The 26,966-nt window shown below is 64.6% G+C and carries 24 protein-coding genes; 7 read left to right on the forward strand and 17 right to left on the reverse strand.

Going from position 1 to position 26,966, the window contains the following annotated elements; translation table 11 throughout:
* Positions 1–114 precede the first annotated feature (114 nt).
* On the forward strand, positions 115–2,877 hold the full coding sequence (locus tag JQ587_RS19825) for a T6SS phospholipase effector Tle1-like catalytic domain-containing protein (RefSeq protein ID WP_212426342.1): 2,763 nt from the start codon (positions 115–117) through the stop codon (positions 2,875–2,877).
* A gap of 12 nt (positions 2,878–2,889) precedes the next feature.
* Here the strand turns inward: JQ587_RS19825 and JQ587_RS19830 are convergent, their stop codons facing one another.
* The gene (locus JQ587_RS19830) at positions 2,890–3,846 is read right to left on the reverse strand and encodes an alpha/beta hydrolase (RefSeq protein WP_212298457.1); all 957 of its coding nucleotides are present in this window, start codon (positions 3,844–3,846) and stop codon (positions 2,890–2,892) included.
* A 268-nt stretch (positions 3,847–4,114) separates the two neighbouring features.
* Here JQ587_RS19830 and JQ587_RS19835 point away from each other — a divergent pair, with 268 nt between their 5' ends.
* A complete protein-coding gene (locus JQ587_RS19835) occupies positions 4,115–4,786 on the forward strand; it encodes a response regulator (RefSeq protein ID WP_212426487.1) in 672 nt (223 codons plus the stop codon).
* Positions 4,783–6,699 carry a sensor histidine kinase gene (locus tag JQ587_RS19840; protein ID WP_212426343.1) on the forward strand — a complete coding sequence of 639 codons (1,917 nt, stop codon included), beginning with the start codon at positions 4,783–4,785 and terminating at the stop codon, positions 6,697–6,699. The genes JQ587_RS19835 and JQ587_RS19840 overlap by 4 nt, the downstream gene beginning before the upstream one ends.
* A gap of 158 nt (positions 6,700–6,857) precedes the next feature.
* Here the strand turns inward: JQ587_RS19840 and JQ587_RS19845 are convergent, their stop codons facing one another.
* Complete coding sequence (locus tag JQ587_RS19845; RefSeq protein WP_212298459.1) at positions 6,858–7,139, reverse strand: hypothetical protein; 282 nt, start codon at positions 7,137–7,139, stop codon at positions 6,858–6,860.
* Positions 7,140–7,373: 234 nt separating this feature from the next.
* On the opposite strand from JQ587_RS19845, the gene JQ587_RS19850 reads away from it, so the two are divergent.
* A complete protein-coding gene (locus JQ587_RS19850; protein ID WP_212298460.1) occupies positions 7,374–7,598 on the forward strand; it encodes a cysteine rich repeat-containing protein in 225 nt (74 codons plus the stop codon).
* 94 nt (positions 7,599–7,692) lie between these two features.
* Here the strand turns inward: JQ587_RS19850 and pyrF are convergent, their stop codons facing one another.
* The 8 genes from pyrF to JQ587_RS19895 all read right to left on the reverse strand — a co-directional run bounded on the left by pyrF (position 7,693) and on the right by JQ587_RS19895 (position 15,997).
* Complete coding sequence (gene pyrF, locus JQ587_RS19855; RefSeq protein WP_212426488.1) at positions 7,693–8,598, reverse strand: orotidine-5'-phosphate decarboxylase; 906 nt, start codon at positions 8,596–8,598, stop codon at positions 7,693–7,695.
* A 198-nt stretch (positions 8,599–8,796) separates the two neighbouring features.
* On the reverse strand, positions 8,797–10,698 hold the full coding sequence (locus JQ587_RS19865; protein ID WP_212426344.1) for a PQQ-binding-like beta-propeller repeat protein: 1,902 nt from the start codon (positions 10,696–10,698) through the stop codon (positions 8,797–8,799).
* A 2-nt stretch (positions 10,699–10,700) separates the two neighbouring features.
* Positions 10,701–11,168 (reverse strand): hypothetical protein, encoded by a 468-nt coding sequence (locus JQ587_RS19870; RefSeq protein ID WP_212426345.1) that lies wholly within the window; start codon positions 11,166–11,168, stop codon positions 10,701–10,703.
* Positions 11,165–12,919, reverse strand: a complete 1,755-nt coding sequence (locus JQ587_RS19875; protein ID WP_212426346.1) for an alpha-amylase family protein — start codon at positions 12,917–12,919, stop codon at positions 11,165–11,167. Before JQ587_RS19875 ends, JQ587_RS19870 begins: the two co-directional genes overlap by 4 nt.
* 126 nt (positions 12,920–13,045) lie before the next feature.
* Positions 13,046–13,726: a hypothetical protein gene (locus tag JQ587_RS19880; protein WP_212426347.1), complete on the reverse strand. Its 681-nt coding sequence runs from the start codon at positions 13,724–13,726 to the stop codon at positions 13,046–13,048.
* An 87-nt stretch (positions 13,727–13,813) separates the two neighbouring features.
* The gene (locus JQ587_RS19885) at positions 13,814–14,524 is read right to left on the reverse strand and encodes a hypothetical protein (protein ID WP_212298465.1); all 711 of its coding nucleotides are present in this window, start codon (positions 14,522–14,524) and stop codon (positions 13,814–13,816) included.
* A 134-nt stretch (positions 14,525–14,658) separates the two neighbouring features.
* A complete protein-coding gene (locus tag JQ587_RS19890) occupies positions 14,659–14,907 on the reverse strand; it encodes a hypothetical protein (RefSeq protein ID WP_212298466.1) in 249 nt (82 codons plus the stop codon).
* 124 nt (positions 14,908–15,031) lie between these two features.
* Positions 15,032–15,997 carry an NAD(P)H-dependent flavin oxidoreductase gene (locus JQ587_RS19895; protein ID WP_212426348.1) on the reverse strand — a complete coding sequence of 322 codons (966 nt, stop codon included), beginning with the start codon at positions 15,995–15,997 and terminating at the stop codon, positions 15,032–15,034.
* A 125-nt stretch (positions 15,998–16,122) separates the two neighbouring features.
* Here JQ587_RS19895 and JQ587_RS19900 point away from each other — a divergent pair, with 125 nt between their 5' ends.
* Positions 16,123–17,685 carry an AMP-binding protein gene (locus JQ587_RS19900; protein WP_212298468.1) on the forward strand — a complete coding sequence of 521 codons (1,563 nt, stop codon included), beginning with the start codon at positions 16,123–16,125 and terminating at the stop codon, positions 17,683–17,685.
* A 634-nt stretch (positions 17,686–18,319) separates the two neighbouring features.
* On the opposite strand, the gene JQ587_RS19905 is transcribed toward JQ587_RS19900, so the two are convergent.
* The 7 genes from JQ587_RS19905 to JQ587_RS19935 form a co-directional block, all read right to left on the reverse strand.
* Positions 18,320–19,093, reverse strand: a complete 774-nt coding sequence (locus JQ587_RS19905; protein WP_212426349.1) for a thioesterase family protein — start codon at positions 19,091–19,093, stop codon at positions 18,320–18,322.
* An 11-nt stretch (positions 19,094–19,104) separates the two neighbouring features.
* Positions 19,105–20,073, reverse strand: coding sequence for an NAD(P)H-dependent flavin oxidoreductase (locus tag JQ587_RS19910; protein WP_212426350.1), 969 nt, complete (start codon positions 20,071–20,073; stop codon positions 19,105–19,107).
* 188 nt (positions 20,074–20,261) lie between these two features.
* On the reverse strand, positions 20,262–21,662 hold the full coding sequence (locus tag JQ587_RS19915; RefSeq protein WP_018321324.1) for an aspartate ammonia-lyase: 1,401 nt from the start codon (positions 21,660–21,662) through the stop codon (positions 20,262–20,264).
* A 29-nt stretch (positions 21,663–21,691) separates the two neighbouring features.
* Positions 21,692–22,216, reverse strand: coding sequence for a hypothetical protein (locus JQ587_RS19920; RefSeq protein WP_212298471.1), 525 nt, complete (start codon positions 22,214–22,216; stop codon positions 21,692–21,694).
* A 46-nt stretch (positions 22,217–22,262) separates the two neighbouring features.
* The gene (locus tag JQ587_RS19925) at positions 22,263–22,844 is read right to left on the reverse strand and encodes a YqaA family protein (protein ID WP_212298472.1); all 582 of its coding nucleotides are present in this window, start codon (positions 22,842–22,844) and stop codon (positions 22,263–22,265) included.
* Positions 22,845–22,900: 56 nt separating this feature from the next.
* Positions 22,901–23,305 (reverse strand): phosphoribosyl-ATP diphosphatase, encoded by a 405-nt coding sequence (gene hisE / locus JQ587_RS19930; RefSeq protein ID WP_212298473.1) that lies wholly within the window; start codon positions 23,303–23,305, stop codon positions 22,901–22,903.
* Between the two features lie 104 nt (positions 23,306–23,409).
* Positions 23,410–23,787, reverse strand: a complete 378-nt coding sequence (locus JQ587_RS19935; protein WP_249149242.1) for a hypothetical protein — start codon at positions 23,785–23,787, stop codon at positions 23,410–23,412.
* A gap of 228 nt (positions 23,788–24,015) precedes the next feature.
* Between JQ587_RS19935 and JQ587_RS19940 the strand changes: the two genes are divergently transcribed.
* Both JQ587_RS19940 and JQ587_RS19945 read left to right on the forward strand, forming a co-directional pair.
* Positions 24,016–25,056, forward strand: a complete 1,041-nt coding sequence (locus JQ587_RS19940; protein ID WP_212426351.1) for an ABC transporter substrate-binding protein — start codon at positions 24,016–24,018, stop codon at positions 25,054–25,056.
* A gap of 85 nt (positions 25,057–25,141) precedes the next feature.
* Positions 25,142–26,950, forward strand: a complete 1,809-nt coding sequence (locus JQ587_RS19945) for a glucan ABC transporter ATP-binding protein/ permease (RefSeq protein WP_212298475.1) — start codon at positions 25,142–25,144, stop codon at positions 26,948–26,950.
* The last annotated feature ends 16 nt before the right edge of the window (positions 26,951–26,966 follow it).

Consider the following 26,966-nt stretch of genomic DNA (forward strand, 5'->3'; position numbering starts at 1 on the left):
GTTTGTCGGCAGAATACATCCATCACGTATTTCATGACGCACTCGTTGATTGAATTCGGAAGGTGCCGCCCCAACGGGGCTTGAAGCATCTCCACTGACATTTCGGAGGAGTCCATGACGCACCGGGACGGAGCGCTGCATGGCGGTCCTGCAAGGCCGGACCCTGCGCACGATGATCCAAATGCTGCGGCGACTGCACCCGACCCATGTCCACCGCGCAAGCTTGTGCTGTTCGCTGACGGCACCGGCAACGCCTTCACCACCCAGGAGTCCAGCGTCTGGCGTCTCTACGAGGCGCTCGACCATACCCAGCCCGATCAGATCGCCTATTACATCAAGGGCGTCGGCACCGCCGGCTGGGCGCCGCTCGCCGCACTCGACGGCGCCACCGGCATCGGCGTGCCGGCCAACGTCCGCAAGCTCTATCGTTTCCTGTGCTGGAACTGGCGCGAAGGCGACGAGATCTACATCTTCGGCTTCAGCCGCGGCGCCTTCACCGCGCGCACGCTGGCAGCCCTGATCGCAAGCCAGGGCCTCGTGCCCGCGATGATCGGAGACGAGCCGGTGTCGCATGAGGAGATGGTGCGCAACACCATGTCCGCGTGGCGAGAGTACCGCCGTGACACCGTGCCGTGGAAGAAAAGCCTGCCGACGATCTGGATCGCGCGCGTGATCCGGGACATCGTGCTCTACTTCTACCATTTGATCTGCGGACACCGCTCCTACGCCGATGTCCGCGCGGCGATGAACGGCCGCAAGGACGTCAACATCGAGTTCCTCGGACTGTTCGACACGGTCGAAGCCTTCGGCGTCCCGATCGAGGAGCTGCGTGTTGCGATCGACTGGGCGATCTGGCCGATCTCGTTCCGCAATCACCGGCCCTCGCACAAGGTGAAGCACATCTGTCACGCGCTCGCACTCGACGACGAGCGCACCACATTCCATCCGCTGCGGATCGACCAGAGCCATCTGGCGGCCGACCAAACGGTCAAGGAAGTCTGGTTCGCCGGCGTCCACTCCGACATTGGCGGCGGCTATCCGGAATGCACGTTGTCCTTCGTGCCGCTGGTCTGGATGACCGATCAGCTCGGCGGCCAGCTCCGTTTCCAGAACGGCGAGATCGAGCATTTCAGGGAGTATCAATCGGCGATCGGCCCGATGCACGATTCGCGCAGCGGCGCGGCGATCCTCTACCGCTACGGGCCGCGCCCGGTCCTCGCGGGTGAGGTCAATGGCGGCCTACCGGTCGTGCACTTCGCCGTCATCGAACGCATGCTGTTCGGCTGCGATGCCTACGCGCCGATCATGCTGCCGGCGGAAGCGCTGGTGCTGATGCCGGACGGCACCCACCTGAACCTGTCCGCAAATACCACGCACGAAGCGATGAAGGAAGCCTATCTGGCGATAGCCGATGACGCGCGACGCACGGCGGAGGCCGAGGCATTTGCGCTCATGGGCACGCCGAGCGCCGAGATGGCGAAGCTCACGCGCGATACGGTGTGGTTGCGGCGCGTCGCCTATTTCTCGCTGCTGTTCATGGTCGGCGTGATCGTAGCCTGGCCGTGGATCGCGTACAGCCTGGTCGGCGTCTCGAAGGACCACGGCCTGCGAGGCACGCCATTGCTCCACATCATCGCCACCATCGATTGGATCGTTGGCGGCGTCCTGGGTCCGCTCGCCAAGCTGGTTGGAAACATCCTGCCGTCCTATGCGGCCCCGTGGATCAACATCACGCTGTATTACCCGTTCATCACCTCGATCGTGCTGATCATCACCTATCTGGTGTGGCGCAGGAACACTGTGCTGCGTGACGCCATTCAGGAGCGCGCGCGACTCGCCTGGAGCCGGCCACGCCGAATGGCAAGCCGGAAACATGCCGACGAGCCAGGTCTGCTGCTCCGCTCCGCCCGGTGGATGCGGTTGAATGCGGAGCCGGCCCGCTGGCTCTTTTCCAGGCTCGTGCTGCCCTTCGTCTTCCTGTTCGTCATCTTCTACTCTGCGCTGCTGATTGGATCGACCAGCGTCTTCACGGCCCGCATTGCGACGGGCAGCATTTGCGCCGCGCCGACCGTCAAGAACCCGGCTTCCCCAGAGCTTGAAGTCGGAACACCGGTGCTCGACGAACCGATCGATGCCCGCGGCCTGTTCGAGACAAAGGCATTTTGCTGGTGGAGCGGCCTTGCGGTCGAGAAAGGCCGGAAATACCGGGTCTGGATCCAGATCGAGGATCCCTGGTTCGACAGCACCATCATGAGCGGGACAAACGGCTTCACGACCTATTCGCTGCCGCATTATCTCGCCTTGCCGACGCTCCGTCAGTTCGGTGCCGATTGGTTCCAGCCCGTCGTACGCATCGGCTCGAAGGGGATGAGCGACATCCCGCTGAAGGCCATCAACGTCATGCCGGCGGAGGAGCTGCCGCGCCGGTTACATCCAACGATTCCGGCGGAGGACGATCCACCGACGGACGAGGCGGGGAAGAGCCGCAGATATCCGGTTCGGCTCGAACAGACGCAGGAATTTGCCGCGCTTCCCAGCGACAATCCGTTCAAGGTCGAGATCGACAAGCTCGGGCATTTCAAGCCTATGCCGAAGGACCCGACGGCGCGCGCAATCTGGCAGAGCCAGAACCTGGAAGGACGGCTGGTCGCGGAATTCGTCGCGCCCGACGCCGGCGACCTGTTCTTCTATGTCAACGACGCCGTCCAGATTTATCCAACCCTGCTGCCGTCATGGCTGCGCCCGGCGTCGCTGGACCCGCTCCAGGGCCCGTACGAGCAGTTCTACAAGAACAATGGCGGCACTGCGCGCATCACCGTACAGCGGCTGCCTGGTTCGCGCATGCCGCCGGAAAGGCTGGCCGCGACGAAGCCATAACCGTCGCCATCGCTACACCAGAGTCTGCGCGCCAGTCAGCGGTGCCGTGCTGCGTGTCGGAATCAAGGTCCGATCGACGGCCCCTTTGAGCGTGATCGTCAGATCGCGGAGAAACTTGGCGTCGGAGAAATACCATGAATGCGACATGGGCACATCGATGCTGACGTCACCCGTAGGTGGGTAGGTTGCGTGAAAATGTTCGGAGCAATCGACATTGACCGCTTTCGGCGGCGCATCAGCAGGCAGGCCCACACGACCGACGCGCGGCGAAAGCCCGATCCGCTTGACGTTGGAAATTTGCAAGACCTCGTCATAGCCGCTGCAGAAATTGGTCAAACGGTAGCAGTGCCGGTAAGTGCTTTCGGTCTCCGGATTGCCGGCGGAGAATGACGCCGCGGACACATCACCTGCGATGAGCACGAGCTGACCGGCAGTCCAGGCGGTTGCCGTCGCCTGGCCGTCGTCGGCATGATCGAACGCCTCCCGAATGAGGAACGCACCGGTCGAATGACCGAGGACGTGGACGTTGATGTCGCACTTTTCCGCCTGCGCTCGTACGAACAATTTGATCCCGTGGCTGACCAGGCGAACCGACGCCAGCCGTGCCTCGTCGCGATCCCTGAGGTAACCAAGCGCGAGGTCGCCCGACGGCCAATCAAAGCTGATCACTTGGCAGGAAAATCCGTTTGCCGTGAGACCGGCCTGGATCAGCTTGTGACGGTCGTCGACATTCTCAACGGTGTTGGCATAGCCGTGAACAAAGAAAAGAATATCGCCACTCGGTCCGTCATCCGGATAATGCGGATCCGGCGGAAAGATGGCCATGATCTGCCGGAGCCATTGCATCTGCGGAATCTGATGCCGAGGCGCAGGGATCTCGTTATCGGGAATGGCGAGGTAGCGAACGGGACCCAGCTCATCCGTAAACGCGTCGCCGGATACTTTCCGCAAGCTGATCCAGTATTTCATCGTGATGCCTCAAATGGTTAAGGCTGAAATCGTCACGGCTCAAATAGCGGACGCTCAAATCGCGCGATCGAAAGGATCGCCGCATCCGATTTCGAAGCCTAGGCGCAACGCGGCAAGCCGTCAATCAAGAGGTGTATCGCAACCGCTTTACGCTCCTCGCGCGCCACTGCCGTTTCCCCCGCCCCCATGATTATGGGTGTCGCGCCCGCAGCACCGCGGCTAATCTTGCCTTGCGCGCCGCGGGGGACACGCGGCCGGGGCCATGATCATGACGGACCAGGGCAAGACCGGTGAAGCCATCACCATCCTCCTCGTCGAAGACGACGCACCGACCTGCTGGCGTCTCCAGGATGCGCTGGTGAAGGCTGCTTACGAGGTACGTACCGCCGGCACGCTCGGCGAAGCCCGCAGCGCGCTGGCGGCCAGCGCACCACGCGTGCTGCTGACCGACCTGCGGCTGCCCGACGGCCATGGCGTCGAGCTGATCCGCGAGACCAGACGGCGCTTTCCGGATACCGAGATCATGGTGATCTCGGCGCTGGGCGACGAGGAAAGCGTGATCTCCGCGATCACCGTCGGCGCCACCGGCTATCTGCTCAAGGACGCCTTCCCGACCGACATCGCCACCACGGTCCGCGATCTCGTCGCCGGGCACTCGCCGATCTCGGCCTCGATCGCACGCTTCATCGTGCGGCGAACACAGAACTCCACGGAGCCGCCGCCCGGGCCCGCGCTCAACACAGCAAGGCTCACGCCGCGCGAGATCGACATCCTCTGGGGTATCGCCAAGGGTTTCAGCTACGCCGAGATCGCGAGCCATCTTGGACTGTCCCGGCAAACCGTGCCCGGCCACATCAAGAACATCTATCGCAAGCTCGAAGTGCACACCCGGAGCGAAGCGGTGTTCGAGGCGGTGCAGCAGGGCCTGATCAAGCTGTGAGCGAGATCGCAGCGAAGGCACCTGCGCGACCGAAACGCCGGCTGATCGTGTCGCGCCTTGTGCCTTATCTGCTGCTTCAGGCGCTGATCGTGATCGCGACCATCCTCGGGCTACGGCTGCTCCAACCCAGCGATCCCGAAGATTTCGCGCTGAGCGGATTTTCGCTCAAGGAGGGCGGCACGACACGTCCGGTGACGTTGCCGCATTTCGCGTCGTCGCGCTATTCGCTTCCAGATCCTCCGCTCTACACCGGCGCTTTCACCTTCAGGAGCGGCGATGGCGGATGGTCCGTGTTCCTGCCGCGCTTCAGCAACGCGGTGGAGGTCGCCGTCAACGGCGTTGTCGTGCTCGACTCCCGCCGCGATGCCAATGCCAACCGGCCGGACCGCAACACGCCGCAGATCGCTGCCATTCCATCCTCGCTGCTGCATGACGGCAGCAACGAGATCACGGTGCGGCTGTTCGTGTGGGGGCCGCTGAAGGGATTTCTCGACACCGTCTATGTCGGGCCCGACGCTGCCTTGCGTCCCGCCTTTGAGACGCGCACGCTGCTGTTCGTCACCCTGCCCGTGGCATTCTCCGCCTGGCAGTCGATCCTCGCCGTCATCCTCGCGATCATGTGGCTGATGCGGCGGCGCGAGCCGGTCTACGGCGTGCTGGCCGCCGCGATGGTGCTGGGCGTGATCCAGGCTTTCGTGCCGCCGCCGGTGCCGCCCGCCACCGTGTCGCGCCTCGCCGGGGTGCTGCTCGCAACCGCGCCGATCGAGAGCGCGCTGATTGTCGTCTTCAGTGTGCTGTTCTTCGGCTGGCGCTGGCCGCGTTACGGCATACTGCTGTTCGCGCCGGGGCTGATCGTGTTCGCAGTCGGTCTGGTCGCAGGCCCGCCGCTGCCACGCATCCTGTTTCTGGTGCTCGGCATCCCCACGGTCGGCCTCAGCCTCGTCCTGATGGCCTGCATCACCGCGGCCACGGTGGTGCGGCGGCAGGATGCGGCGAGCTTCACGATCGGCTGCGCCGTGACGATCGTGCTGACCTGCTGGGTTCACGACATGCTGTCGGTGTTCGAGGTCATCACCAACGAACGCACCTTCGTGTCCCGCCTGTCCTATTCGGCGATGCTGGTCGCGATCGGCGCCGGGCTGACCTGGCGCTTCGCCCGCGCACTGAACCAGGTCGACAGCTTTGCCGGTCAGCTCGTCGCGCGGGTGCGCGAGGCCGAGGAGCGGCTGAAGGCGAACTTTGCCGGCGAGGAGGCCCGCGCGCGGGCGGCAGCGCTGGCCAACGAGCGAACGCGGCTGATGCGCGACCTCCATGACGGCCTCGGCGGCCAGCTAATCAGCATCGTCGCGCTCTCCGAGCGCGGGCAGGAGGGCGCGACCATCACCGAGGCGGCGCGCACGGCGCTGAAGGATCTTCGACTGGTCATCGATTCCATGGACGACATCGGCGGCGATCTCATGCTCGCGCTCGGCTCCTGGCGCGAGCGCGCGGCGATGCAATTGCGGCCCCATGACATCGCGCTCGACTGGCGCGTGGCGACGCCACAAGGCCTGCCGCTGCATCCTGAACTCAGGCCCTGGCACGTCATCCAGATCGTACGGATTCTCGACGAGGCCGTGACCAATGCGGTCAAGCATGCGGCCGCGCGCCATATCACCGTAACCATCGAGACGCACGATGACGGCCGTGGGCCATATGGCGTGATCAGCGTCGCGGATGACGGGCGCGGTTTTACGCTTTGTGATGACGGCGGCGCTGGGGGCGCAGGCCAGACCGCGCGCGGCCTGCGCAACATGAGAAGTCGCGCCACGCGCTGCGGCGCAACTCTCGATCTGAGCTCGGATGAATCGGGCACGCGGGTGCGACTGCAATTGCCGCAGGTCTTCCCCGACAGCGATGCGGCCGCGAGCTGAAAAGCCTCTCCCCGAACGCGGGGGCATTCGGAGAGAGGATCAGGCCGGAATGTCGGCTTGCGAAGGACGGGGATTCGTTCGCAGGCTCCTTTGCCCAATTGCCTCGACCCGCAAGTCTTTCCTCTCCCCGCAAGCGGGGCGAGGTGAGGACGCGAAGCTTAGCGCACGCCGACGCGATTGACCGGGCCGCCGCGATTCATCGGCGTGCCGGCGCGAACGCCGACGCCGGGCGCGCCGACGCCGGGCGTTGCCACGGCTGCAGCCGCGACCGGCGCTCCCACCACAGCCGCCGTCGGCCGTACCACGCAGCCCTTGGGCACGCCGACCGTCTTGCAATAGACCACCGCCTGCGCCGGGCTCGTGCCCAGCGACACCGTCGCCGCACCCGCCAGCATCATCACCGTCAGCCCGGCGCTCAGCGCTCCCGCTTTTTTCGACATCTTGCTCTCCTGCTTCCCGTTCGGCGCCCGATGCGATCACCGGGTCTCGCAGCCGACGTGCAGCCTCAATGGCAAAAGACAATGCGCCAAGACATGCCATGAAGATGGGGGTGCGGCAGGCGGGCAAGCGACCCGATGCCATGAACATGGCATGGACCGGCCAAGGATCTCCGCGAGATGGTCCGGCTCGCCCGAACCCGAGCGGAACCGACCGCCATTCCAACGAGGTGCTTTATGAAGATTTCAGTTCTTGCCGCGCTACTGCTCACCGCCGCTGCCCTGCCCGCCGCGGCACAATCCGGCCCGACGCCGCAGGAGCAGATGGCCTGCCGTAGCGACGCCGGCAAATTCTGCGCCGAACACATCGGCAAGCCGCCGCAGATGAATGCCTGCCTGCGCGAGAACAAGGCCAGGCTGTCCGACAGCTGCCGCAAGGTGGTGGAGTCGCACGGCGGGTAATCCCGCCATCACTCCCGCGCGCCAAGCGATCCCGGAAAACACGCCGGCCGCTTTCCTCGGCCGGCGGGCTCTCATGCACCCGACCGGATGACGGTCACGCGCTCGTTCGAGCAAGGTCGCTTCGTCGTGTGGACAGGAGCTTGAATATGGCGGTTCTTTCCAGCACCAGATTGCGATACGCGTCTATATCAAGATCGCGATCTACGATGGCCGAAAGACCGCGCGAAACCGGGAGGAGGAGATCGCCATCGAAGCGGCCGCGCATGGCGCCGATCGTCGCAGCATCCGCCCCCTGCGCGCCCAACCCCGGTGCAAGTATGATTGATCGTGGCATGAGTTGCCGCAACCGCCTGCCCTCATGAACCGCCGTTGCGCCAATAACCGCGCCAATCGCACTCAGGCGTTGCGCGCCCTGCTGCGGAGGCTCAATATTGGCAATCAAATCTGCAACATGCTCGGAGACCAGCCTGTTGCCTGCCACCTTGTCTTGAAGCCAACCAGCGCCCGGATTTGACGTTCTGCAGAGAACAAACAGACCCTTACCGTAGCTCCGCGCGCAATCGACAAAAGGCTCCAGCGTGTCCGGGCCCATGAATGGAGCGACTGTCAGGCAATCGACTTCAAAGTCGCCGCTGCCACCGGCTGAGGTCGGGGTGAGATAGGCCCGGGCGTAGGCCGTCGCAGTTGATCCGATGTCACCTCGCTTGGCATCGAGAATGACTGCCATCCCATTGGCCTTTGCCTGCCCAATACCGGCCGATAGTGCCGTCAGCCCCTTCAGTCCGCAGGCCTCAAAATATGCGGACTGAAATTTGACAAAGCCGACCTGGCCCTTGAGGAGCTCAAGCATGAAAGTGACGTAATCTCCAATCCACGAGCCGTCGCGCCTGTGATCGAAAAAGGCAGGAAGCTCAGGCAGGTGTGGATCGATGCCCGCGACCAGCTCGCCGAACTCGGCGGCATTCTTCTCGACGAGGTCGATCCAAGAGATCGTGGTCATCGCTAGCTCTCCGAGCGTCAGGGAGTTGCGGTCTAACCCGCGAAAGACCTTGCTTGCAACCGGGGCGAGCGGTTCTTCAACAAAATCAAACAATGCCGTCGGGTCGCGGCGCGCTTCGATAGGCTCGCCGCCAACGACCTCACTTTCCGTTCAATCTGAATCAATCAGAATGTGGCTGCACCTGAATGAGCCCGCGTCCTAGTTCGTCAGCCCATAAACGTCGAGCTGCCCGTCATAGGTCGGGCGATAGATGCGGCCCTTCCAGACGATCGGACGGTTGAACTTGGGATGTGTGAAGGCGTGCTCCGGACCCCAGTTCTCGCTGTCCCAGATCACCTGGAGCCGCTTCGAGCCGTCCGGATTGGTCGCAAAGTTCTGGGCATCATAGACCAGGAAGCGGCCGGGGCTCAGCATCATGTTGCTGTCCTTGTAAGGGACCATCGCAACGACGATGGCGTCAGAGCCGTTGTTGGCCGCGAGCGTGATGCTCCAGCCGGGCATGCCGCCCGATGGTCGCGGCGATTGCGGCGAGGCGATCTCGTTGGATCCGGCGAGATAGGTCGAGGTCCCGTCGGCAGCGATCGACCATGCCCGCAGGGCGCTATTCTCGCCGCCGACGATGTGCATCACGCCATGCGTGGTTGAGGAGAATAGCAGCGGCGTACCGTGCAGATGCCGCGTCGCGCCGCCAGGATACAGATTCAGTTGCGTTGGCGAAGCCGGCGCCGGCGGCACGGTGGGATCAAAGTACGTATAGAGGATCGGCGGCATCTTGAGCTTGGCATAATTGGCGGCGAAGTGTCCGGCCTGGAGATCGCCCGGCTGCGTGTCGCCGAGCGCTGCGGCGTTGCCCGTGTAGAGAATGCCGTCCTTGCCCGCCGCCAGCACGGCGTGGGCCGATGCGACGTAGACCGGACCACCCGATCCAAAATCCTGGTCGCTCCACGCCGATTCCTTCATCGCGGCCAAATGATGCGCCACGACCGGCGCGATCTGCGCATCCATGGCGTCGGGCCCGGACGTCACTGCCACATGCGCCATCTCGCGCGCATGAAGCGGCGTGAGCGCCATTCCCATTCGCTTGGCGTGGCCGATCACCGCCGTCAGCGAGACATTCGACGGCAGCGCGTGCGCGTCGTCATCATCGTCGTCGATCGCGGCGGCAAGTCCGGCGGCAGGTGCGGCGCCGACCCGATTGGCGTCGGTCCATGGCGTCCACCACGACAGCACCTCGAAATGCGCGTGGGGTCCGGTGTGCAGGGCGAGCCGCACGATGCTCTCGCCGAAATCGCCCTGCTGCGGCGAGAACGCGCCGTTGCCGGTGATGACGTAGATCGAGCCGTCGGGAGCAATGGCCGGGCCTGCGCCGCTCTGCCATAGCCCGCCGCCGGAGCGCGTGACGGTGGAGCACCATGCGGCCGCAAGATGCCAGGCATGGACATCGACCGCAATCAGCCAGCCCCGCGCCGCCGCCGAGGTCTCCCTGACCGTGCCGAAGGGAATCAGCACGTGGTTTCGTGTCAGCGTCAGCGCGCTGCGCTGCTTGCGTTGGATCGAGATGAATCTCTGCACGGGCAAGCCACCCGGCGGGGTGTAGACCGCGCCCTCGAGATTGAGCAGGTCGTGCACTTTCGAGCCGTCGCTGATCCGCAACGCTCCGAGAAAATGCTGCGCCTTGGCAACGCTGCCATCGTCGCTGATCCAGGCGCAGGCGTAGAGAATGCCGGCGGCCTCGTCGATCACAGGGGTCGAGAGGATCCCCCAATTGACGTTGGTCATGTGGCCGTCGATGGCCGGTGTCCCGACGATGGGACGACCGAGATTCGTCGCCCAAATCTTTTCGCCGGTCATCGCATCAAAGGCGTAGACCCAATTGCCCATCGTGGCCTGGAAGATCAGGTCGCGGGTCCTGCCGTCGGGCGTGTGCACGCCGGCAACCGCCAGCGGCTGCGCCTCGAGCCGGGGATCGTCGGGAATGGGAATGCTGAAGAGCTTGATGATGCCCTTGGTGCGGACGGCGGTCGCCGTCAGCACCGTCTCGGCATTGTTCGTGCCAGTCCTCGCGAGATCATAGCCGCGGGTGGTGACGGAGGCGACCATGGTTAGCCTCCCCAGGCAAGCAGGCTTCCGGCCGCGATCAGGCAGGCCGCCGCCGGCGGCCGCGCATCGCGCAAGCCTGCGCGCCACCAATTCAGCACGATAGCCCCGCTGGCAAAACCGAGCCCGGCCATGATCGCGCTCGCTAGCGCCGCAAGGGCGGGCGCATCGCTCGTGCGTGACACGACATTGTCGATCGCCAGCAGCGGCGGCAAGACGTAGAGCCAGCCCGGCGCCGTCAGGAGGCGTTGCGCGATGGGCAAGCCGACGAGAAGCGCCGCGCCGCTCGCCATCAGCAGCATCGCGCCAAGCCCGCCCGCGAACGGCAGACTGACGCCGAGTGCGGAGCCGAGCCCGTCGCAGAGCCCGAACATCAGCGCAAGCGGCAGCGCGTGTCGCCAGGGCACAAGGACCGACAGCGCGAAGGCGGCAACGAGACTGTCCGCGGACGTCCACAACAGGTGCAGCGTCATGGAAACCTCTCAAATGATTTGTGGGCGAGGTAGGTGATGTCGATCGAAAACGCCGCGCCGTGCTCGGGCAACTGCCGTCCCGCGACGCGGATATGATGTTCGCCGCTGGCGCCGGCCGTTCCGTCCGCGCTGACATGGCCGCCGTTGCACACGGCTTCGACCACGCTGTGCCCGTGCGCATCGGTAACGGTGACCTTGAGCGAACCATCCGCCGGCACGCCGTGGCGATCGAGGCCGACTTGAAGGGCGATCTTGCTCCCTTGCTCAATCCAGATCCGTGCCGTCTCGGTCTCGACATTGGTGGCAGGCCCCGTGTCGAGATCGACCGCGCCGAAGATCGTCTGCGTGGTATGGCGCGGATGCCGGATGGATGCGAGCTTCAGGCCTGCACGCGAGAAGCACAGATAGCTCTGGCCCTTGCTGAAGGCGTTGCTTGGAATCGTGAAGCGCGCGACACCGTTTCCGTCGGTCCAGATGTCGTCATGATGGCCGGTGTAGTCGTGCAGATGCACGTTGGCGCCGAAAGCAGTCTGGCAGCTGATCGTGCGCGCGTTGATGGTGTCGAAGTTCAACGCGGTCAGCAGGCCGGGCGCGCCGGTCCGGTTGAGCACCACGACCTTGTCGTCGAGGAAGCGCGTGCTGGTCGGCCCGTTGGCGAGATGCTCGTGGATCCAGACCAGATTGTCGATCCATGGTTTCAGCCCGTAGGCGCCGGGCCAGACGCTGGGCGGGAAGTAGTCCTTGCCGTAAACGAACGGGTAGCCTTCGATCGACAGCAGGAAGGCATAGGCGAGCAGCTTGTTGCTGATGACCTGCTGGCCCGGCGAGGTGTCGGTATCGGGATTGTCGACGAAGGTGCAGGTGAGATCGGGACGCCAGCTGGTATAGCCGGCGCCATCCAGCGCGCGCGCGTTGCCGCCGTCGCAGGCCGCCTGCAGCGCCCAATGCAGGGGGAAGTCGGCGACCAGTGAACGACCGTTGAGTGGCGGCTGCGTCGCCCAGCCGTTGAGGATCGCGCGATTGCCGTCGAAATACTCCGAATAAAAGAACTTCGACGCCATCACGCCGTGAGTCATGAACTCGCGCACGAACGGCGCCCAGGTGCCCTTGACGTCGTCGAAGCGGGCGCCGTCCGCACCCGTGGTGCGGAACACCCACTGGCCGAAGTCGAGTGCATCCTCGATCGTGACGCGCGGCGGCCGGCAGCGCTGGTAGGACAGCTCGCGGCCGAACGGAAGATCGTTGGGCGGGCTCGGCACGTCATCGTCGGGCAGATCGTCCGGCGGCACGCCGCGAAACCAGCCGGGCGACGTCGTGTGCCTGCCGTTCAGCGACTGCCCGTCCGCGCCGAGATAGCGAAACACGCCGGGCCCGCCATTCTCGCCGCTGCGCTGATGCAGCACGAGGTCGAGATAGACGTCGATATCGCAGGCGTGCGCGATGGCGACGAGGCGTGTCAGCGACGTCTTCGTGCCATAGCGCGTGGCGACCGAGCCTTGCTGGTTCTTGCTGCCGATGTCGCGGGGATCGAACACGCCATAGCCGTCACAGCCTGGTCCGGCACCGCCTTGCGCTTTCGACGTCGGCGGCAGCTGGATCGCGGTGAAGCCGACATTGCGCAATGCGCGGGCATGGATGGCGAGGAAATCGAGCAGCCAGGGGGCGCCGCGCCCGTCGACCGGCGCCGGCACGGTCACGCGTTCGCCGTGCGGGCCGAAGAAGCGTCCCCAAGCTAGCAGCGCAACTCCCATGACGCGGCCTCTGGCTGGCTGCGTCGATCATGCCTCGCACAGGGATCATCCGGAAGTTGAAAATTGAGGCAAGCGCTTCCACAGGACGAATCGCCACTCACGATCGCGTGCGCGGGACGTCAGGCGCTAATCGTCGTCGTCGGAGCCAAACAATCGGATTTGCGGGAAGCCGCCACGCGAACGGCCGGCATAGTCGCGCGCGTCGGAATCCTCGCGGACGCTGCGCGCGACATCATCCCAATCGGCCGGATCGCGCGCGCCGCGTGCATCGCGCTGATCATAGCGGCGGCGCTCGGCCCAGCGCTCGCGCCGCTCCGCCCGCCGCCGTTCGGATGCGGCGCGCTTCACGTCAGAGTTGCTGGCCTTGGCATAAGCATTGTCAGGAGAGGATGCCGGCTCCGTCGCGGCCTGCTGCTCGGCCGGTCTTGCGGCTTGCGCTGGCGATGGTTTTGGCGGCTCGACCGCGGCAGCTTGCGAAAGCGGCGGCGCCGGCGATTCAGCGTTGGCCTGGGAGCTTCCCGCGTCAGGCTTCGTATCGGGTTTGGCGTCGTTCTGCGCCTGAGCCGGCGCAGCGGCCATCGCGCCGAACGCCTGCGATCCCGTGAGATATTGCACGCGTTCCGATGGTGCGTTGGTGGCAGCCGGCGCCGCGGCTTCCGCGCGTTGCGCCATCTTGCTGGTATCGGGCCCTTGCTTGGGCGCGATTGGATTCATGATGTTGCCGGCAACGATTCCACCGCCGAGACCAATGGCGATAGCGGCGACAATCGTTCCGGCACCGACGAAATAAGCTGTCGAGGCGCGCATTTGGCCCACTCCCTGTTTGGAGCGAGCAACGCAGTGGGATTGCCGGATGTTCCTGATTCAGAACGGTTCCTGAGAAGGAACGTCGTATCAGATCTGCTGCGCGACCTTCTCGAGGCCGATGACGCGGGCGAGCTTGCGCACTTCTTCCTTCTGGTCGTCACGCAGCTGGAACAGCAGCGGCATCGCAGCCGACTTCAGCTGCTGGACCTCGTCGCAGTTCGGATCGATCTGCACGTTCGGCCCGTTGGGATTTGAGAGCTTGTTCGCCGAGATCTTGCGGACGACGTTGCGCAACGCAGTCTCGACCGAGGGCCAGTAATATTCCTGCGACGACGACAGCTTCAGACGATCCCTGATGCCGGCGATCTGCACGTCGGAGAGCAGCGAGTAGGTTTTCTGCGGCTGCGGCTTGGCGACGGGCCTCGGCTTCGGCGGCGGCTCAATGGCGGCGGTGGTCTCCGCAGGCGCGGGCGCCTCGTTGACGCTCGCTTTGGGCATCGGGAAATCGGTCGGCGTCGCTGCGGCAAAAGCCTGGCGCAGCGGTTCGGTCAGCACGGGAGCCTGGGACAGCTTGTCGGCGGGAACCTGCACCGGGTCGATCGCGGCGGATGCCAGCGCCAAGGTCGGAACCAGCCGGTCCGCCTTGGCGGCCCGGTTGGTCGAAAGCGGCTTCGGCGGGGCCGGCGTGACCATCTCCGCACTGACGCTCGGCACGCTGTCGCGGCCGAGAATGGCAGTGGTGGCGGCACCGAGGACGAGGAAGCAGGTCAGCACGGTGATGGTGATGGCTCTGGACAAACGTCTCTCCGGAAGGGCCGCTTCACGATGTTGTTAGAGATGCCCGGGAAAAGGGCGCGAATTAAGGCTTGAGTGTGCCTTTGCGGCGACAATCATCGGGTCCACGGCGACAAGGTCGAAAAAGCCAAGGAAAATCAAGCGGCTGCCGACAGATCGTAAGCGTCCTGGATGTCGGCGACGATCTCGGAAGCCTCCCAGACGGCGCGTGGCTCGACCGATTGCAGCGTCACGGTCCAATTGCCGCCCCGGCGGGTGCGGGGGACGCTGACGATGTCGAAGCGGACATTGCGGCAGAGCGGGTGACGGGCCAGCGCGTGCGCGACGCGGACGCGGATTTCGTCCAGCGTTGCGCCGGTCTTGCTGTTGAGAAAATCGAAATCCATCGCCTGTCCCCCTCGTTCTGATTGGCGGCCGTGAGGGGGATTCTTGGCGGGCGATGGTTAATCTGCCGTTAAATGGGCGCGTCCGGAGCCATGCGGGATTAACCGTGCCGGGCGGCGCGGAGCATTACCGGCCACCCGCTTCGCGGTACTCCGCAACCGTGCGGGCAACGAGGTCGTCGACCGCCATTACGTCGGTAACACCCGACGTCGAATGCCCGCCGCTCCAGATATCGCGCCAGCGCTTCGGCCGGCTCTCGCGCGCATTGACGTCGATGTCCGTGCCGATATCGATCGTACCGCGCGCCGGAAGGTCATCAGGGTCAAGCCCGGCCGCGACGATCGACGGCTTCAGCATGCTGGTCTGCAGGCCCGTGAATGCGGTGGTGAGCAGAATGTCATCGGCGCTGCTTTCGACCAGCATCTGCTTGTGACGCGCGTCCGCCATGCTCTCGCGCGTGGCGATGAACTTCGTGCCCATGTAGCCGAGATCGCAGCCGAGCACTTCGGCCGCATGCAGCGCGCGGCCGTCGCTGATGCCGCCGGCGAGCACGATGATGCCGTCGTAGAATGCACGCACCGCGCGGACGAAGGCGAACGGATTGAGCCAGCCGGTCTGCCCACCCGCGCCGGCGGTGAGCAATACCAGTCCGTCAGCCCCTGCTTCCGCCGCGCGCTCGGCGTGGCGGATCGAGGCGACATCCGCCAGCACCAGCGCGCCGGCATCGTGCAGCGGCTTCAACACCGGTGCAGGCGAGCCGACCGAGGTGATGACGATCTCCGGCTTGTGCTCGAGCAGCACGGCGAGATCCTGCGCCAGCCGCGCGTTGGAGCGATGCACGATCAGGTTTGGACAGAGCGGCGCGGCCTTGCGGCCAGCTTGATCCTCATGCCGCCGCAGCCGCATTGCGATCTCGGTAAACCATTGATCGAGCTGTTCCGTGTTGCGGCAGTTCACGGTCGGGAAGCTGCCGATCACGCCGCTCTGGCAAGCCGCAACCATGAGCTCGACACCGGACACCAGAAACATCGGCGCTGCAATCAGCGGCAGGCTGAGACGATCGCGAAAACGTTGCAGTCGATCGGATGTCACCAGAGCCTCCCTTATCACGCTCGCCTCCCTGCGCGGGCTTTGTCGTTCCATCCCGCATTCTCTGTGCTAGCGTCATCGGCAACATTGGCACGTGAGAAGCCGATGACAAAGCAACGAGGAAACATATGTCCGATCCGCTCCACGCATCGTCACCGACTTGTGCGCAGACGCTACGGGCGCTGGCGCGCTATCCCGACCGCATTGCGTTCGCATGGCCCGGCGGATCGCTGAGCTATCAGGGCACACTCGATCTGATCGGACGCATCCAGGACGTGTTCATGCGGCTCGGCCTGCAGCCCGGCGCGCGCGTCGCCTTCCTCACCGCCAACCGCGCCGACACCTGGTGCGCCGGCGTCGCCGCGCAATTGTCGCGATGCTGCATCACCTGGCTGCATCCGCTGGGATCGGAGACGGACCAGCTGTTCCAGCTCGAGGACTCCGAAGCTGAAGTGCTGGTGGTCGATGTGGCCGCCTTCCGCGACCGCGGTGGCGAGCTCGCCGCAAAGGCAACCCCGCTCAAGGCGGTCTTCACGACGGGACCGGCCGACTATGGCGTCGATCTGCTGGCGACGATCGATCGCGCGGGACATGCCAGCGCGCGATGCCTCGCGAGCCTCGATGATCTCTCCACGCTGAACTACACCGGCGGCACCACGGGCAAATCCAAGGGCGCGCTGCGCTATCATCGCGAAAACGCCGGAGCCGCCGGCGCGATCCTCGCCGACTTCGAGATCCCCGACGCCGCGCGCTATCTCACCGTTGCTCCGATCAGCCATGTCGCCGGCACAAAAGTGCTGCCGACGCTGATGCGCGGCGGCACCGTGCACATGTTGAAGGGCTTCGATCCCGAGGCCGTGCTGGCGACGATCGCGCGCGAGCGCATCAATTTCACGCTGTTCGTGCCGACCATGATCTATGTGCTGCTCGATCATCCCGCGCTTGATCAGACCGATCTCTCCTCGCTCGAGCTCGTGCTCTACGGCGCCTCCGCGATGTCGCCGAGCCGGTTGCTCGAGGGCATCGAACGCATTGGCCCGGTGTTCTCGCAGCTTTACGGCCAGACCGAATGCTATCCGGTCTCGGTGCTGCGCAAGAAGGACCACGATCCGAAGACGCCCGAGCTGTTCTTGTCCTGCGGATTTCCGATCGCGGCCTGCGAGGTCAGGATTCTCGACGACGACGACCGGGAGGTGAAGACGGGCGAGGCCGGCGAGATCTGCGTGCGCGCCCCGCACGTGATGGCGGAATACTGGAAGCGGCCCGACATCACCGCCGAGACGCTGAAGAACGGCTGGGTCCACACCGGCGACATCGCGCGCCAGGACGAACGCGGCTACATGTTCATCCTCGACCGCAAGAAGGACATGATCGTCACCGGCGGCTTCAACATCTTTCCACGCGAGGTCGAGGATGTGTTGTCGCAGCATGCGGACGTCGCGATGGTCGCGGTCGTCGGCATCCCCGACGAGAAATGGGGCGAGGCCGTCACGGCCATCGTCGTGCCGCGCGAAGGCACGAAGCCCGATCCGGACGAGCTGATCAATCTGGTGAGGTCGCGAAAGGGCTCCGCGCATGCGCCGAAGCAGGTCCAGTTCGTCAAGCAGCTGCCGATGACCGGTGTCGGCAAGGTCGACAAGAAGGTGCTGCGCGCAGGCTTCTGGAGCGGCCGGGACCGCATGGTCGGGTAATCTTCCTGATTGCAGCGACGGGTTCGGAATACACGCATCGCGCGAAATCCCGGGAACGAATGGCGTTTTTACCCGGGATTTTACGGTGTCATTGTGGCCCCGGCACCACAACGCGCGGCGGAGTGCGTGTCCGCGCGGCCTGCGCGATTGCGGGCGAATCAGGGAATCAACTAGACCGCTGGTGGGGCTGGGAAGCGGAGTGGGACATGAGAGTCGCTTCCCTGGAAAGTGCGGTCGCCGCGGTCACGTTGATCACGGCTATCATCGTGGTGCTGTGGGAGATCAAGATCTTCTACGGATTATGAACTGGCAGGATGGCAAGCATCCCTTCCGCGGCGGCGGAAGTCTGCCGTTCAATCGGCTCCAAAAACAATCGCGGCGCTTGCCGTGACGCTCACCGCTTCTCGATCACCTGACTTTACCACGCAACAGGTATCATCGCCCGGCTTGCCGCCTTCGCTAAAGCTTCGGCGTGCCGAGCAGCCCTGTGGGCCTCGGCGTAGCCTTGGCGGGGCCGGGACCTGGCGATCCGGTACTCCGAGACAGCTGTCATTGAATCGATAGGCCGCGGCGTACTGGATGCCCCGCTTTCGCGGAGCATCACAGCGAAAATGACGCACAGACTTCGCAATCCTCACCGTTTCTCGATCACAAGGCTCTGCACTGCGCGGCCGAAATAGCCCCGCCTGTCCGCGAGCCGCGACATCGCAAGCCCGGCACCGTCAGGGCCGATCCAGGATTCACCGTCGAGCAAAATCCAGTCACCGACCGGCTGACGCGCGAGGCTCACCGAGAGGTCGGCGTTGATGTAGGTCCAGGTGCGGAAGTCGAGCGTCGAGGCTGTGCCATTGGAGAAATCGGCGGCCACCACGGCACGCATCGCCTGGGAGACCGCTTCGCCTTCGACCAGCGGATGGTCGAGCCGAAACCAGATCGCACCGGCGCCGGCCTGGCCGAAGCGCCCCCGCGCAGCGCGCATCGAGACCATGCCGGCGAACGGACTGGTCGCACCGTGGCCATCCTCGACCAGCGAGTCCTCGGGCGAGGGCAGCGTGACCGGCAGATCCCCGACGTCATCGGGCAAGGGCTGCGCCTGCTGCTTGATCTTGAGCACAGTGGCGCCGACGACCTGAACGCCGTCGGCGAGCAGCTTGACCTCGCAGAGCTGGATCTTGCGGCCCTCGCGCAAAACCTCGCTTTCAATCGTGAGCGGCGCCACCGGCACCGGGCGCATCAGGTCGATGGTGACGCGCGCGATGTTCATCGGCACCGGCGTCGGAATGCGCTCCGACGCCCACGTCACCAGCGCAGATGGCGCCGAACCGTGCTGCATGCGCCGGTCCCAGGGACCGGCGGCATTGGGGCTGGTAACGACGCTGTTGCCGTCGACGCGATAGATGGCGCTCATCGCGAGCGCCATCACAACGGCGGATCGATCGCCTCGTCGTATTCCTTCTTGAAGCGCGCAATCAGTTCGGCAGCGGGCACGATGCCGTCGACGCTGCCGATACCCTGGCCGGAGCCCCAGATCTCCTTCCAGGCCTTCGGCTTGGCCCGCTCGCCGGAGGCATCGGTACCGAAGTTCATCTTCGACGGATCTGACGTCGGCAGGTTTTCCGGATCCATGCCGGCGGCGAGGATCGAGGGCTTCAGGTAGTTGCCGTGCACACCGGTGAAGAGATTGGAGTAGACGATGTCATCGGCCGTCGAGCCTGCGATCATCTCCTTGTACTTCTCGACCGCGTTGGCTTCCTTGGTCGCGATGAAGGCCGAACCGATATAGGCGAAGTCAGCGCCGAGGATGCGCGCGGCGCGGATCGCCCTGCCGTTGCCGATGGCGCCCGACAGCGCGATCGGACCGTCGAACCACTTTCGCGTTTCGGCAACGAAGGCGAGCGGCGAGATCGTGCCGGCATGGCCACCAGCGCCTGCCGCAACCAGGATCAGGCCGTCGGCGCCCTTCTCGATCGCCTTGTGCGCGAATTTCTGGTTGATCACGTCATGGAAGACGATGCCGCCCCAGCCGTGCACGGCCTGATTCAGCTCCTCGCGCGCGCCGAGCGAGGAGATGATCATCGGCACCTTGTACTTGGCGCAGAGCTGCATGTCGTGGTCGAGCCGGTTGTTCGACTTGTGCACGATCTGGTTGACCGCGAACGGCGCCGACGGCCTGTCGGGATGCGCGCGGTCGTAGGCCGCGAGCTCCTCGGTGATCCGTGCCAGCCATTCGTCGAGCAGCTCCGGCGGCCGCGCATTCAGCGCCGGGAACGAGCCGACCACACCCGCCTTGCACTGCGCGATCACGAGGTCGGGCACCGAGATGATGAAGAGCGGCGAGCCGATCACGGGGATCGACAGGCGTCCCTTGAACAGAGCAGGCATGGACATTGCGGGGCGGTCCTTTGTTGGCAGGCGCATTGAAGGTTGGGGGCCATACCAACAAGGCAATCTTTCCACTGTCAAGTATTGCGTTTTGACGTCGTGGCGGACGCAGCTACCGCAATTCCAACGCGCGGAATTCCTTGCTTGTCATTCCGGGGCGCGCGAAGCGTCGAGCCCGGAATGACAGCAACCGCCTACCCGATCAAATCCGGATTGATCAGCCGCTCGAACGAGAACATCTCGTCCCATTTTTCCTGTGTCAGCAGCTTACGCTCGACCACGACGATCTGGTGCAGCGACTTGCCGCTCTTGTAGCCCTCGCGCGCGATCTCGGCGCATTGCTTGTAGCCGAGCAGCGGCTTCAGCACGGTCACGATGCCGAGCGAGTTGAGCACCATGTTGCGGGTGTGCTCCTCATTGGCGGTGATGCCGACGACGCAATTCTCGCGCAGGCTGTTGACGGCGCGCTCCATGGTGCGGATCGAGAAGAACAGCGCGAACGAGATCACCGGCTCCATCACGTTGAGCTGGAGCTGGCCGGCGGACGCCGCGAGCGTCACCGTGGTGTCGAGGCCGATGACGAGGAAGCTGGTCTGGTTGACGACCTCGGGGATCACAGGATTGACCTTGCCCGGCATGATCGAGGAGCCCGGCTGCAATTGCGGCAGGTTGATCTCGTTGAAGCCGGCGCGCGGGCCCGAGGCGAGCAGGCGGATGTCGTTACAGATTTTGGTCAGTTTGCTCGCTGTGCGCTTGAGCACGCCGGAGAGCTGCACATAGGCGCCGGTGTCCGAGGTCGCCTCGACGAGGTCGCCGGCGAGAATGAAGTCGACGCCGGTCAGTGCGCTCAGGTGCCTGACGGCCAGCTTGGGATAGCCGACCGCCGCCGTGACGGAGGTGCCGATTGCGGTGGCGCCGAGATTGATCTCGCGCAGCAGCGCGCGCGCCTCCGAGATGCGGTCGACCTCCTCGCCGATCGTGGTGCCCCATCCGCGGAATTCGGCGCCGAGCGACATCGGCACCGCGTCCTGCAGATGCGTACGGCCCATCTTCAGCACGCGATCGAACTCGCGCCCCTTGGCGAAGAAGGCCTCCTGAAGCTGGCGGAGCGCCGTCATATAACTCTCGAGCCGCAGGATCAGGGCGAGACGAAATGCGGTCGGATAGGTGTCGTTGGTCGATTGGCCGTAATTGACGTGGTCGTTCGGGCTGACGTGCTGGTAGTCGCCCTTGCCAAAGCCGAGCGATTCCAGCGCGAGGTTGGCGATCACCTCGTTGGCGTTCATATTGGTCGAGGTACCGGCGCCGCCCTGGATGAAGTCGGTGACAAACTGGTCCATCATGTCGCCGGCGATGACGCGATCGCAGCCGAGGATGATCGCGTCGGCTACCTTGGCGTCGATCGCGCCGAGATCGCGATTGGCCATCGCCGCGGCCTTCTTCACGTAACCGAGCGCCTTCACGAAGTAAGGCTCCTGGTTCATCGGAATGCCGGTGATGTGGAAGTTCTCCTTACCCCGGATGGTCTGGACGCCGTAATAGATGTCGTCGGCGATCTCACGCTGTCCGAGGAAGTCCTGCTCCGTGCGGCTCATGGGCGCTCCTTGCTGCTCGCGCGACGTCCTTAGTTCTGGCACAACGCGCTGGTGACGACGGTATCGGTACGGCAATCATCCGGTTTGCGTTGCCGGCCCGGAATGAGAACCTTGGCCGAGCACTTCTCGGCGGAATCAGTGTTGAGACTCTTGCCTTCCTTGTAGCCCTTGCTCTGACACAGCTGGTCGGCGGCGAGTTTGCAGTCGGGTGCGCCGTTCGAGGAGAGCGGACAGGCCGAGCGTCCAGAGACCATGGTCGACGGCTTTGCCAGCCGCGACAGGTCGTTCATGGTCTCACCAGGGCTTTTGATCGGCGGCAGGATCGAGGGCAGCTTGTCGAACAGCTTGCCCATTTCGTTGATCAGCCCGGGATTCTCCTCGCGGGCGGGCGGTGGCGTCGAGGGCGGCGGCACAGCCTGCGGCCCCTGCTCTTGCAAGCCGAGCGTGGGAGCGGATTGCGGCCAGCCGGTCCCGCTGGCCGCGAGCAGGAGCGAAAGCGCCGCAACTATCAGCGTCCCCAGCCGCAGGACCGGATTGCCGGATCGAACCATCATGACCACAAGCGTAGCCGAACCGGACGCGGCGGCAAAGCTTTGTGGGTCAGATCAGCTTGATCGCCACCACGAAGCCGAGCACCAGCACCAGGGCGCCGAGCGCGACCCACAGACCGAGGTGCCTCTCGATCCGCTCGCGGATCCAGTCGCCATAGCGGTTGAGCAGAATCGCCACGATGAAGAATCGTCCGCCGCGCGCGACGATCGAGCACAGGATGAACAGAACGAGATTGTAGCCTGCGAAGCCCGAGGTGATGGTGACGAGCTTGTAGGGAATCGGCGTCAGGCCCTTGAGCAGAATGATCACCGCGCCCCACTCCGCATAGGAGGCGCGGAAGGCATCGACCTTGTCGCCGAGGCCATAGACCTGGATCAGCCAGTGGCCGACCGAGTCGAACAGTAGCGCGCCGATGGCGTAGCCGAGCAGGCCGCCCAGCACCGAGGTGACGGTGCAAATCGCCGCATAGACCCAGGCGCGCTGCGGACGCGCCAGTGACATCGGGATCAGCATCACGTCGGGGGGAACTGGAAAGAAGGAGCTTTCGGCGAAAGCCACCGCCCCCATGATCCAGAGCGCATAGGGCTTGTGGGCGGCGTCGATGCACCAGTCGTAGATACGTTTCAGCATGGCGCCGCGATGAAGCACCACGGGACGGATTTGTCCATCGGCAGTTTTGTGACGTTCTAGTGGCGCTTGCGCGCCACGCGGCCCTCGAGCGCGGCAATCGGCCGCCTGGCGGCAACGCGCGGTGACGCCACTTTGGGCAGCTTCATCGGCGACTTCGGCAGCTTTTCGGCAATGCCCAGCATGTCCTCACGCCGCGACATCTCGCGCCAGACGTCCTCGGGACGCACGCCGGCCGAGGCCCAGAGCACGGTGAGATTGTAAAGCAGATCGGCGCTTTCCCGGACCACGGCCTCGGTGTCGCCGTTGACCGCGTCGATCACGACCTCGATCGCTTCTTCCGCCAGCTTCTTGGCCATTTTGGAGGGCCCACGCTGAAACAGCCGGGCGGTACGTGAGGTTGCCGGATCAAGGTCCCTGGCCGCGAGCACAGCCAGATATAGCCGCTCAAGCGAATCACTCATGGGCGCAAAACTACTCTAAACAAATGGTCGACGCGTTAATGCTTGACAATAAAAGGCAAAAAAGGCCGGCGCGGCAAGCGCGCCAGCCTTTCGTGGTCAATGACTTACCAACAACCCGCGCCGCCCCGGCTGCACGTGGCAAAGGGGTCGCGACCGACGCTGCCGTTGCCCGGGTATTCGCGACTGTTGCTGTAGTGATAGCTCGGGCCACCGTAATAGACCGGCCCCTCATCGTAATAGACCGGACCGCCGCCGTAATAGGCCGGGGCATCATAGGCGTAGGCGTCACGGGTCGCGGCGATCGCAAGCCCGGTGCCGATGGCGCCGGCAATGGCTGCGCCGGCAAAGGCCGCACCGCCGCCGCCATGCCAGTGACGGCCGCCTGCGAAGGATGCGGTGGGAGCGACGGTGGTCAGCGCCAGCACTGCGGCGGTGGCGAGAACGGCCTTACGGCCGGCAAATTTAGAAAACTGGCCAAGCATGATTTGGACCCTCCTTGGGACCTTCATTGGTGCCTCGAGACAGGCTCATGCCTCTCAAACACCCGCATCCCATGTTGGGTTCCCCAACCCCAATGGAAGATGAACGGGGTTGCGTGATCGTGACGCAACCACCGCTCATCTGCCGTTCAGGTTGACGTGATCAGACTTTGCCGGCAGCCGGCGCTGCAAGCGTCACGAAACCATAACAAGGCGGAACCGGCGCGACCGATGGTTGGATTCAAGACGATCGCTTCTCACTGCCTGCTGGCCCTCTCGATCGCGCTTGCCGCATGCAACGTCCATGCGTCTGAGACGGCCGCGCCGTCCGTCGCGATCCATTTCAGCTTCGATCGTCCGGTCGATGCGAGCATGGCGCCATTCTTCCTGGCGGCGAAGGACGGCAGGTTCGCTGCCGAGCATCTGAACGTTTCCTTCACCAGCGCGGCCGGATCGCCGGAAGCGCTTGCCCGCGTTGCCGCAGGCGACAGCGACCTCGCGCTCGTCGACATCAACGCGCTCATTCGTTTTCGCGACAAGGCCGATACGCCGCCGCTCAAGGCGGTGTTCGTGCTGTTCAACAGCGCGCCTTACGCGATCGTCGCCCGCAAGAGCCGCGGCATTCACCTGCTCTCCGATCTCGACGGCAAGACCGTCGGCGTCGCCGACAGCGATCTGTCGATCCGGTTATGGCCGGCGCTGGCGCGCCAGAACGGCATCAACGTCTCGCACGTGAAATTCTTTGGGATGAGCGCGGCGGTACGTGAGCCGGTGCTCTCGGCAGGACAGGTCGATGCCGTCGCCGGGTTCTCCTATCTCTCCGCCGTGAACCTGCGCGACCGCGGCGTGCCGGCCGACGATCTCGCCGTGCTGCGCTATGCCGACTATGGCTGCGAGGCCTATGGCTTCGTGGTCGTCGCAAATCCCGCCTTCGCCGCGGCGAGGCCGGACGCACTGAAGGGCTTTGTCCGCGCCCTGATTGCAGGCATCAATGCAACTGCGAAGGAGCCCGCCCGTGCGGCGGACGAGGCCGCAAGCCACATCGACGACGGCGACCGTGACCTCGAGCTTGCGCGCCTGCGCACCGTGCTCGCCGACAACATCCTGACCGACGTGGTCCGGCGCAACGGCCTCGGCGGCATCGACCCGGCACGCCTGGAGCGTTCGATCGACCAGATCGCGGAAGATTTCAAATTTCGCAAGAAGCCTGTTGCAGGCGACATCTTCGACGGCAGGTTCCTACCGCCGGTCGAAAGCCGGCTTATCAATTGAGCAAAACCGACAGCTTCCGCTGTATCTCACGGGCAATCCCTGCTTAGAATAACGGCTCCGTGACCCGCCCGAGCTCTTCGCCCGCATGCCCATCCTTCGCCTTTATACGCGCGTTCTCGAGTTGCTCGGCAAGGAGGCGCGGCTCGGCTGGCTGCTTGCGGTCGCCAATCTCCTGCTGGCTGCGTCGCAATTCGCGGAACCCGTGCTGTTCGGACGGATCGTCGACGTGCTCTCCGGCAAGACGGTGGCCGGCTCCAATTCGGCCTGGCCATTCCTGGCCGCCTGGGTCGCATTCGGACTGTTCACGATCGGCTGCAGCGCGCTCGTGGCACTGCAGGCCGACCGGCTCTCGCACCGCCAGCGTCAGGCAGTGCTGACGAGCTATTTCGAGCACATCCTGCAACTGCCGCTGACCTTCCATTCCGGCACCCATTCGGGCCGGCTGATGAAGGTGATGCTCAACGGCACGGACGCGCTGTGGCGGCTCTGGCTCGGGTTCTTCCGCGAGCACTTTGCAGCGATCCTCTCGGTCGTGGTGCTGCTGCCGCTGTCACTCTATCTGAACTGGCGCCTAGCGATCCTGCTGTTCGTGCTGTGCGTGGTCTTTACCGCGCTGACGACCTTTGTGGTGCGCAAGACCTTCGGCATGCAGATGGCGGTCGAGGAGCACTACAGCGAGCTGTCCGCGCGCGCCTCGGACGCGCTCGGCAACGTCGCGCTGGTGCAGAGCTTCGTCCGCGTCGAATCCGAGGTGAAGGGACTGCGCTCCGTCGCCGACGAGCTGCTGGCCGCGCAGATGCCGGTGCTGTCCTGGTGGGCACTTGTCACCGTGATCACGCGCGCCTCCACCACCATCACGGTGCTCGCGATCTTCACGCTCGGCATCGCCCTGCACGACCAGGGGCAGACCTCCGTCGGCGAGATCGTGATGTTCGTGAGCTTCGCGACCATGCTGATCCAGAAGCTCGAGCAGGTCGTGAGCTTCATCAACAACGTGTTCATGGAAGCGCCGCGCCTGCGCGAGTTCTTCAACGTGCTCGATGCCGTGCCTGCGGTGCATGACCGGCCCGATGCGATCGATGCAGGGCGGCTCTCCGGCCTCGTCGAGTTCAACGACGTCACCTTCTCCTATGACGGCAAGCGGCCGGCGATCGAGGACCTCTCCTTCACCGCACTGCCGGGCCAGACCATCGCGCTGGTCGGCCCGACCGGCGCGGGCAAGTCCACCGCGATTGCGCTGCTGCACCGCGCCTTCGATCCGCAATCCGGCTTCATCAAGATCGACGGCATGGACGTGCGCGGCGTCACGCTGACATCGCTGCGGCGAAACATCGGCGTCGTGTTCCAGGAAGCGCTGCTGTTCAACCGCTCGATCGCGGAGAATTTGCGCGTCGGCAGGCCGGATGCGACCGAAGCCGAGATGCGCAAGGCGGCCGAGCGCGCGCAGGCGATCGACTTCATTGATCGCAGCGGCGGCTTCGAGACCAATGCCGGCGAGCGCGGCCGCATGCTCTCCGGCGGCGAGCGCCAGCGGCTATCGATCGCCCGCGCGCTGCTGAAGGACCCGCCGATTCTGATCCTGGACGAGGCGACCAGCGCGCTCGATGCCGTCACCGAAGCCAAGGTGAATGCCGCTCTCGATGAAGTGATGAAGGGCCGCACCACCTTCGTGATCGCCCACCGCCTCTCCACCATCCGTAATGCCACGCGGATCCTGGTGTTCGAGAACGGGCGCGTGACCGAAAGCGGAACTTTCGATGAACTCGTGGCCAAAGGCGGCCATTTCGCCGATCTCGCCAAGGCCCAGTTCATGGTGCAGGAACAAAAACAGACGAGCGCGCAGGCTGGTGTGAGTCCCGCCGAGGCCGCTTCCTCTGCCGCCAGATCCCCTTAGCAGGTCCCCGTAGCAC

The organism is Bradyrhizobium manausense, assembly GCF_018130615.1.
Lineage (GTDB): Bacteria > Pseudomonadota > Alphaproteobacteria > Rhizobiales > Xanthobacteraceae > Bradyrhizobium > Bradyrhizobium manausense_A.

Coding starts and splice junctions, on each gene's coding strand:
- JQ587_RS19825 (WP_212426342.1), top strand. CDS start 115: ATGACGCACCGGGACGGAGCGCTGCATGGCGGTCCTGCAAGGCCGGAC.
- JQ587_RS19830 (WP_212298457.1), bottom strand. CDS start 3,846: ATGAAATACTGGATCAGCTTGCGGAAAGTATCCGGCGACGCGTTTACG.
- JQ587_RS19835 (WP_212426487.1), top strand. CDS start 4,115: ATGACGGACCAGGGCAAGACCGGTGAAGCCATCACCATCCTCCTCGTC.
- JQ587_RS19845 (WP_212298459.1), bottom strand. CDS start 7,139: ATGTCGAAAAAAGCGGGAGCGCTGAGCGCCGGGCTGACGGTGATGATG.
- JQ587_RS19850 (WP_212298460.1), top strand. CDS start 7,374: ATGAAGATTTCAGTTCTTGCCGCGCTACTGCTCACCGCCGCTGCCCTG.
- pyrF (WP_212426488.1), bottom strand. CDS start 8,598: ATGACCACGATCTCTTGGATCGACCTCGTCGAGAAGAATGCCGCCGAG.
- JQ587_RS19865 (WP_212426344.1), bottom strand. CDS start 10,698: ATGGTCGCCTCCGTCACCACCCGCGGCTATGATCTCGCGAGGACTGGC.
- JQ587_RS19870 (WP_212426345.1), bottom strand. CDS start 11,168: ATGACGCTGCACCTGTTGTGGACGTCCGCGGACAGTCTCGTTGCCGCC.
- JQ587_RS19875 (WP_212426346.1), bottom strand. CDS start 12,919: ATGGGAGTTGCGCTGCTAGCTTGGGGACGCTTCTTCGGCCCGCACGGC.
- JQ587_RS19880 (WP_212426347.1), bottom strand. CDS start 13,726: ATGCGCGCCTCGACAGCTTATTTCGTCGGTGCCGGAACGATTGTCGCC.
- JQ587_RS19890 (WP_212298466.1), bottom strand. CDS start 14,907: ATGGATTTCGATTTTCTCAACAGCAAGACCGGCGCAACGCTGGACGAA.
- JQ587_RS19900 (WP_212298468.1), top strand. CDS start 16,123: ATGTCCGATCCGCTCCACGCATCGTCACCGACTTGTGCGCAGACGCTA.
- JQ587_RS19905 (WP_212426349.1), bottom strand. CDS start 19,093: ATGAGCGCCATCTATCGCGTCGACGGCAACAGCGTCGTTACCAGCCCC.
- JQ587_RS19910 (WP_212426350.1), bottom strand. CDS start 20,073: ATGTCCATGCCTGCTCTGTTCAAGGGACGCCTGTCGATCCCCGTGATC.
- JQ587_RS19915 (WP_018321324.1), bottom strand. CDS start 21,662: ATGAGCCGCACGGAGCAGGACTTCCTCGGACAGCGTGAGATCGCCGAC.
- JQ587_RS19920 (WP_212298471.1), bottom strand. CDS start 22,216: ATGATGGTTCGATCCGGCAATCCGGTCCTGCGGCTGGGGACGCTGATA.
- JQ587_RS19925 (WP_212298472.1), bottom strand. CDS start 22,844: ATGCTGAAACGTATCTACGACTGGTGCATCGACGCCGCCCACAAGCCC.
- hisE (WP_212298473.1), bottom strand. CDS start 23,305: ATGAGTGATTCGCTTGAGCGGCTATATCTGGCTGTGCTCGCGGCCAGG.
- JQ587_RS19935 (WP_249149242.1), bottom strand. CDS start 23,787: ATGCTTGGCCAGTTTTCTAAATTTGCCGGCCGTAAGGCCGTTCTCGCC.
- JQ587_RS19940 (WP_212426351.1), top strand. CDS start 24,016: ATGGTTGGATTCAAGACGATCGCTTCTCACTGCCTGCTGGCCCTCTCG.
- JQ587_RS19945 (WP_212298475.1), top strand. CDS start 25,142: ATGCCCATCCTTCGCCTTTATACGCGCGTTCTCGAGTTGCTCGGCAAG.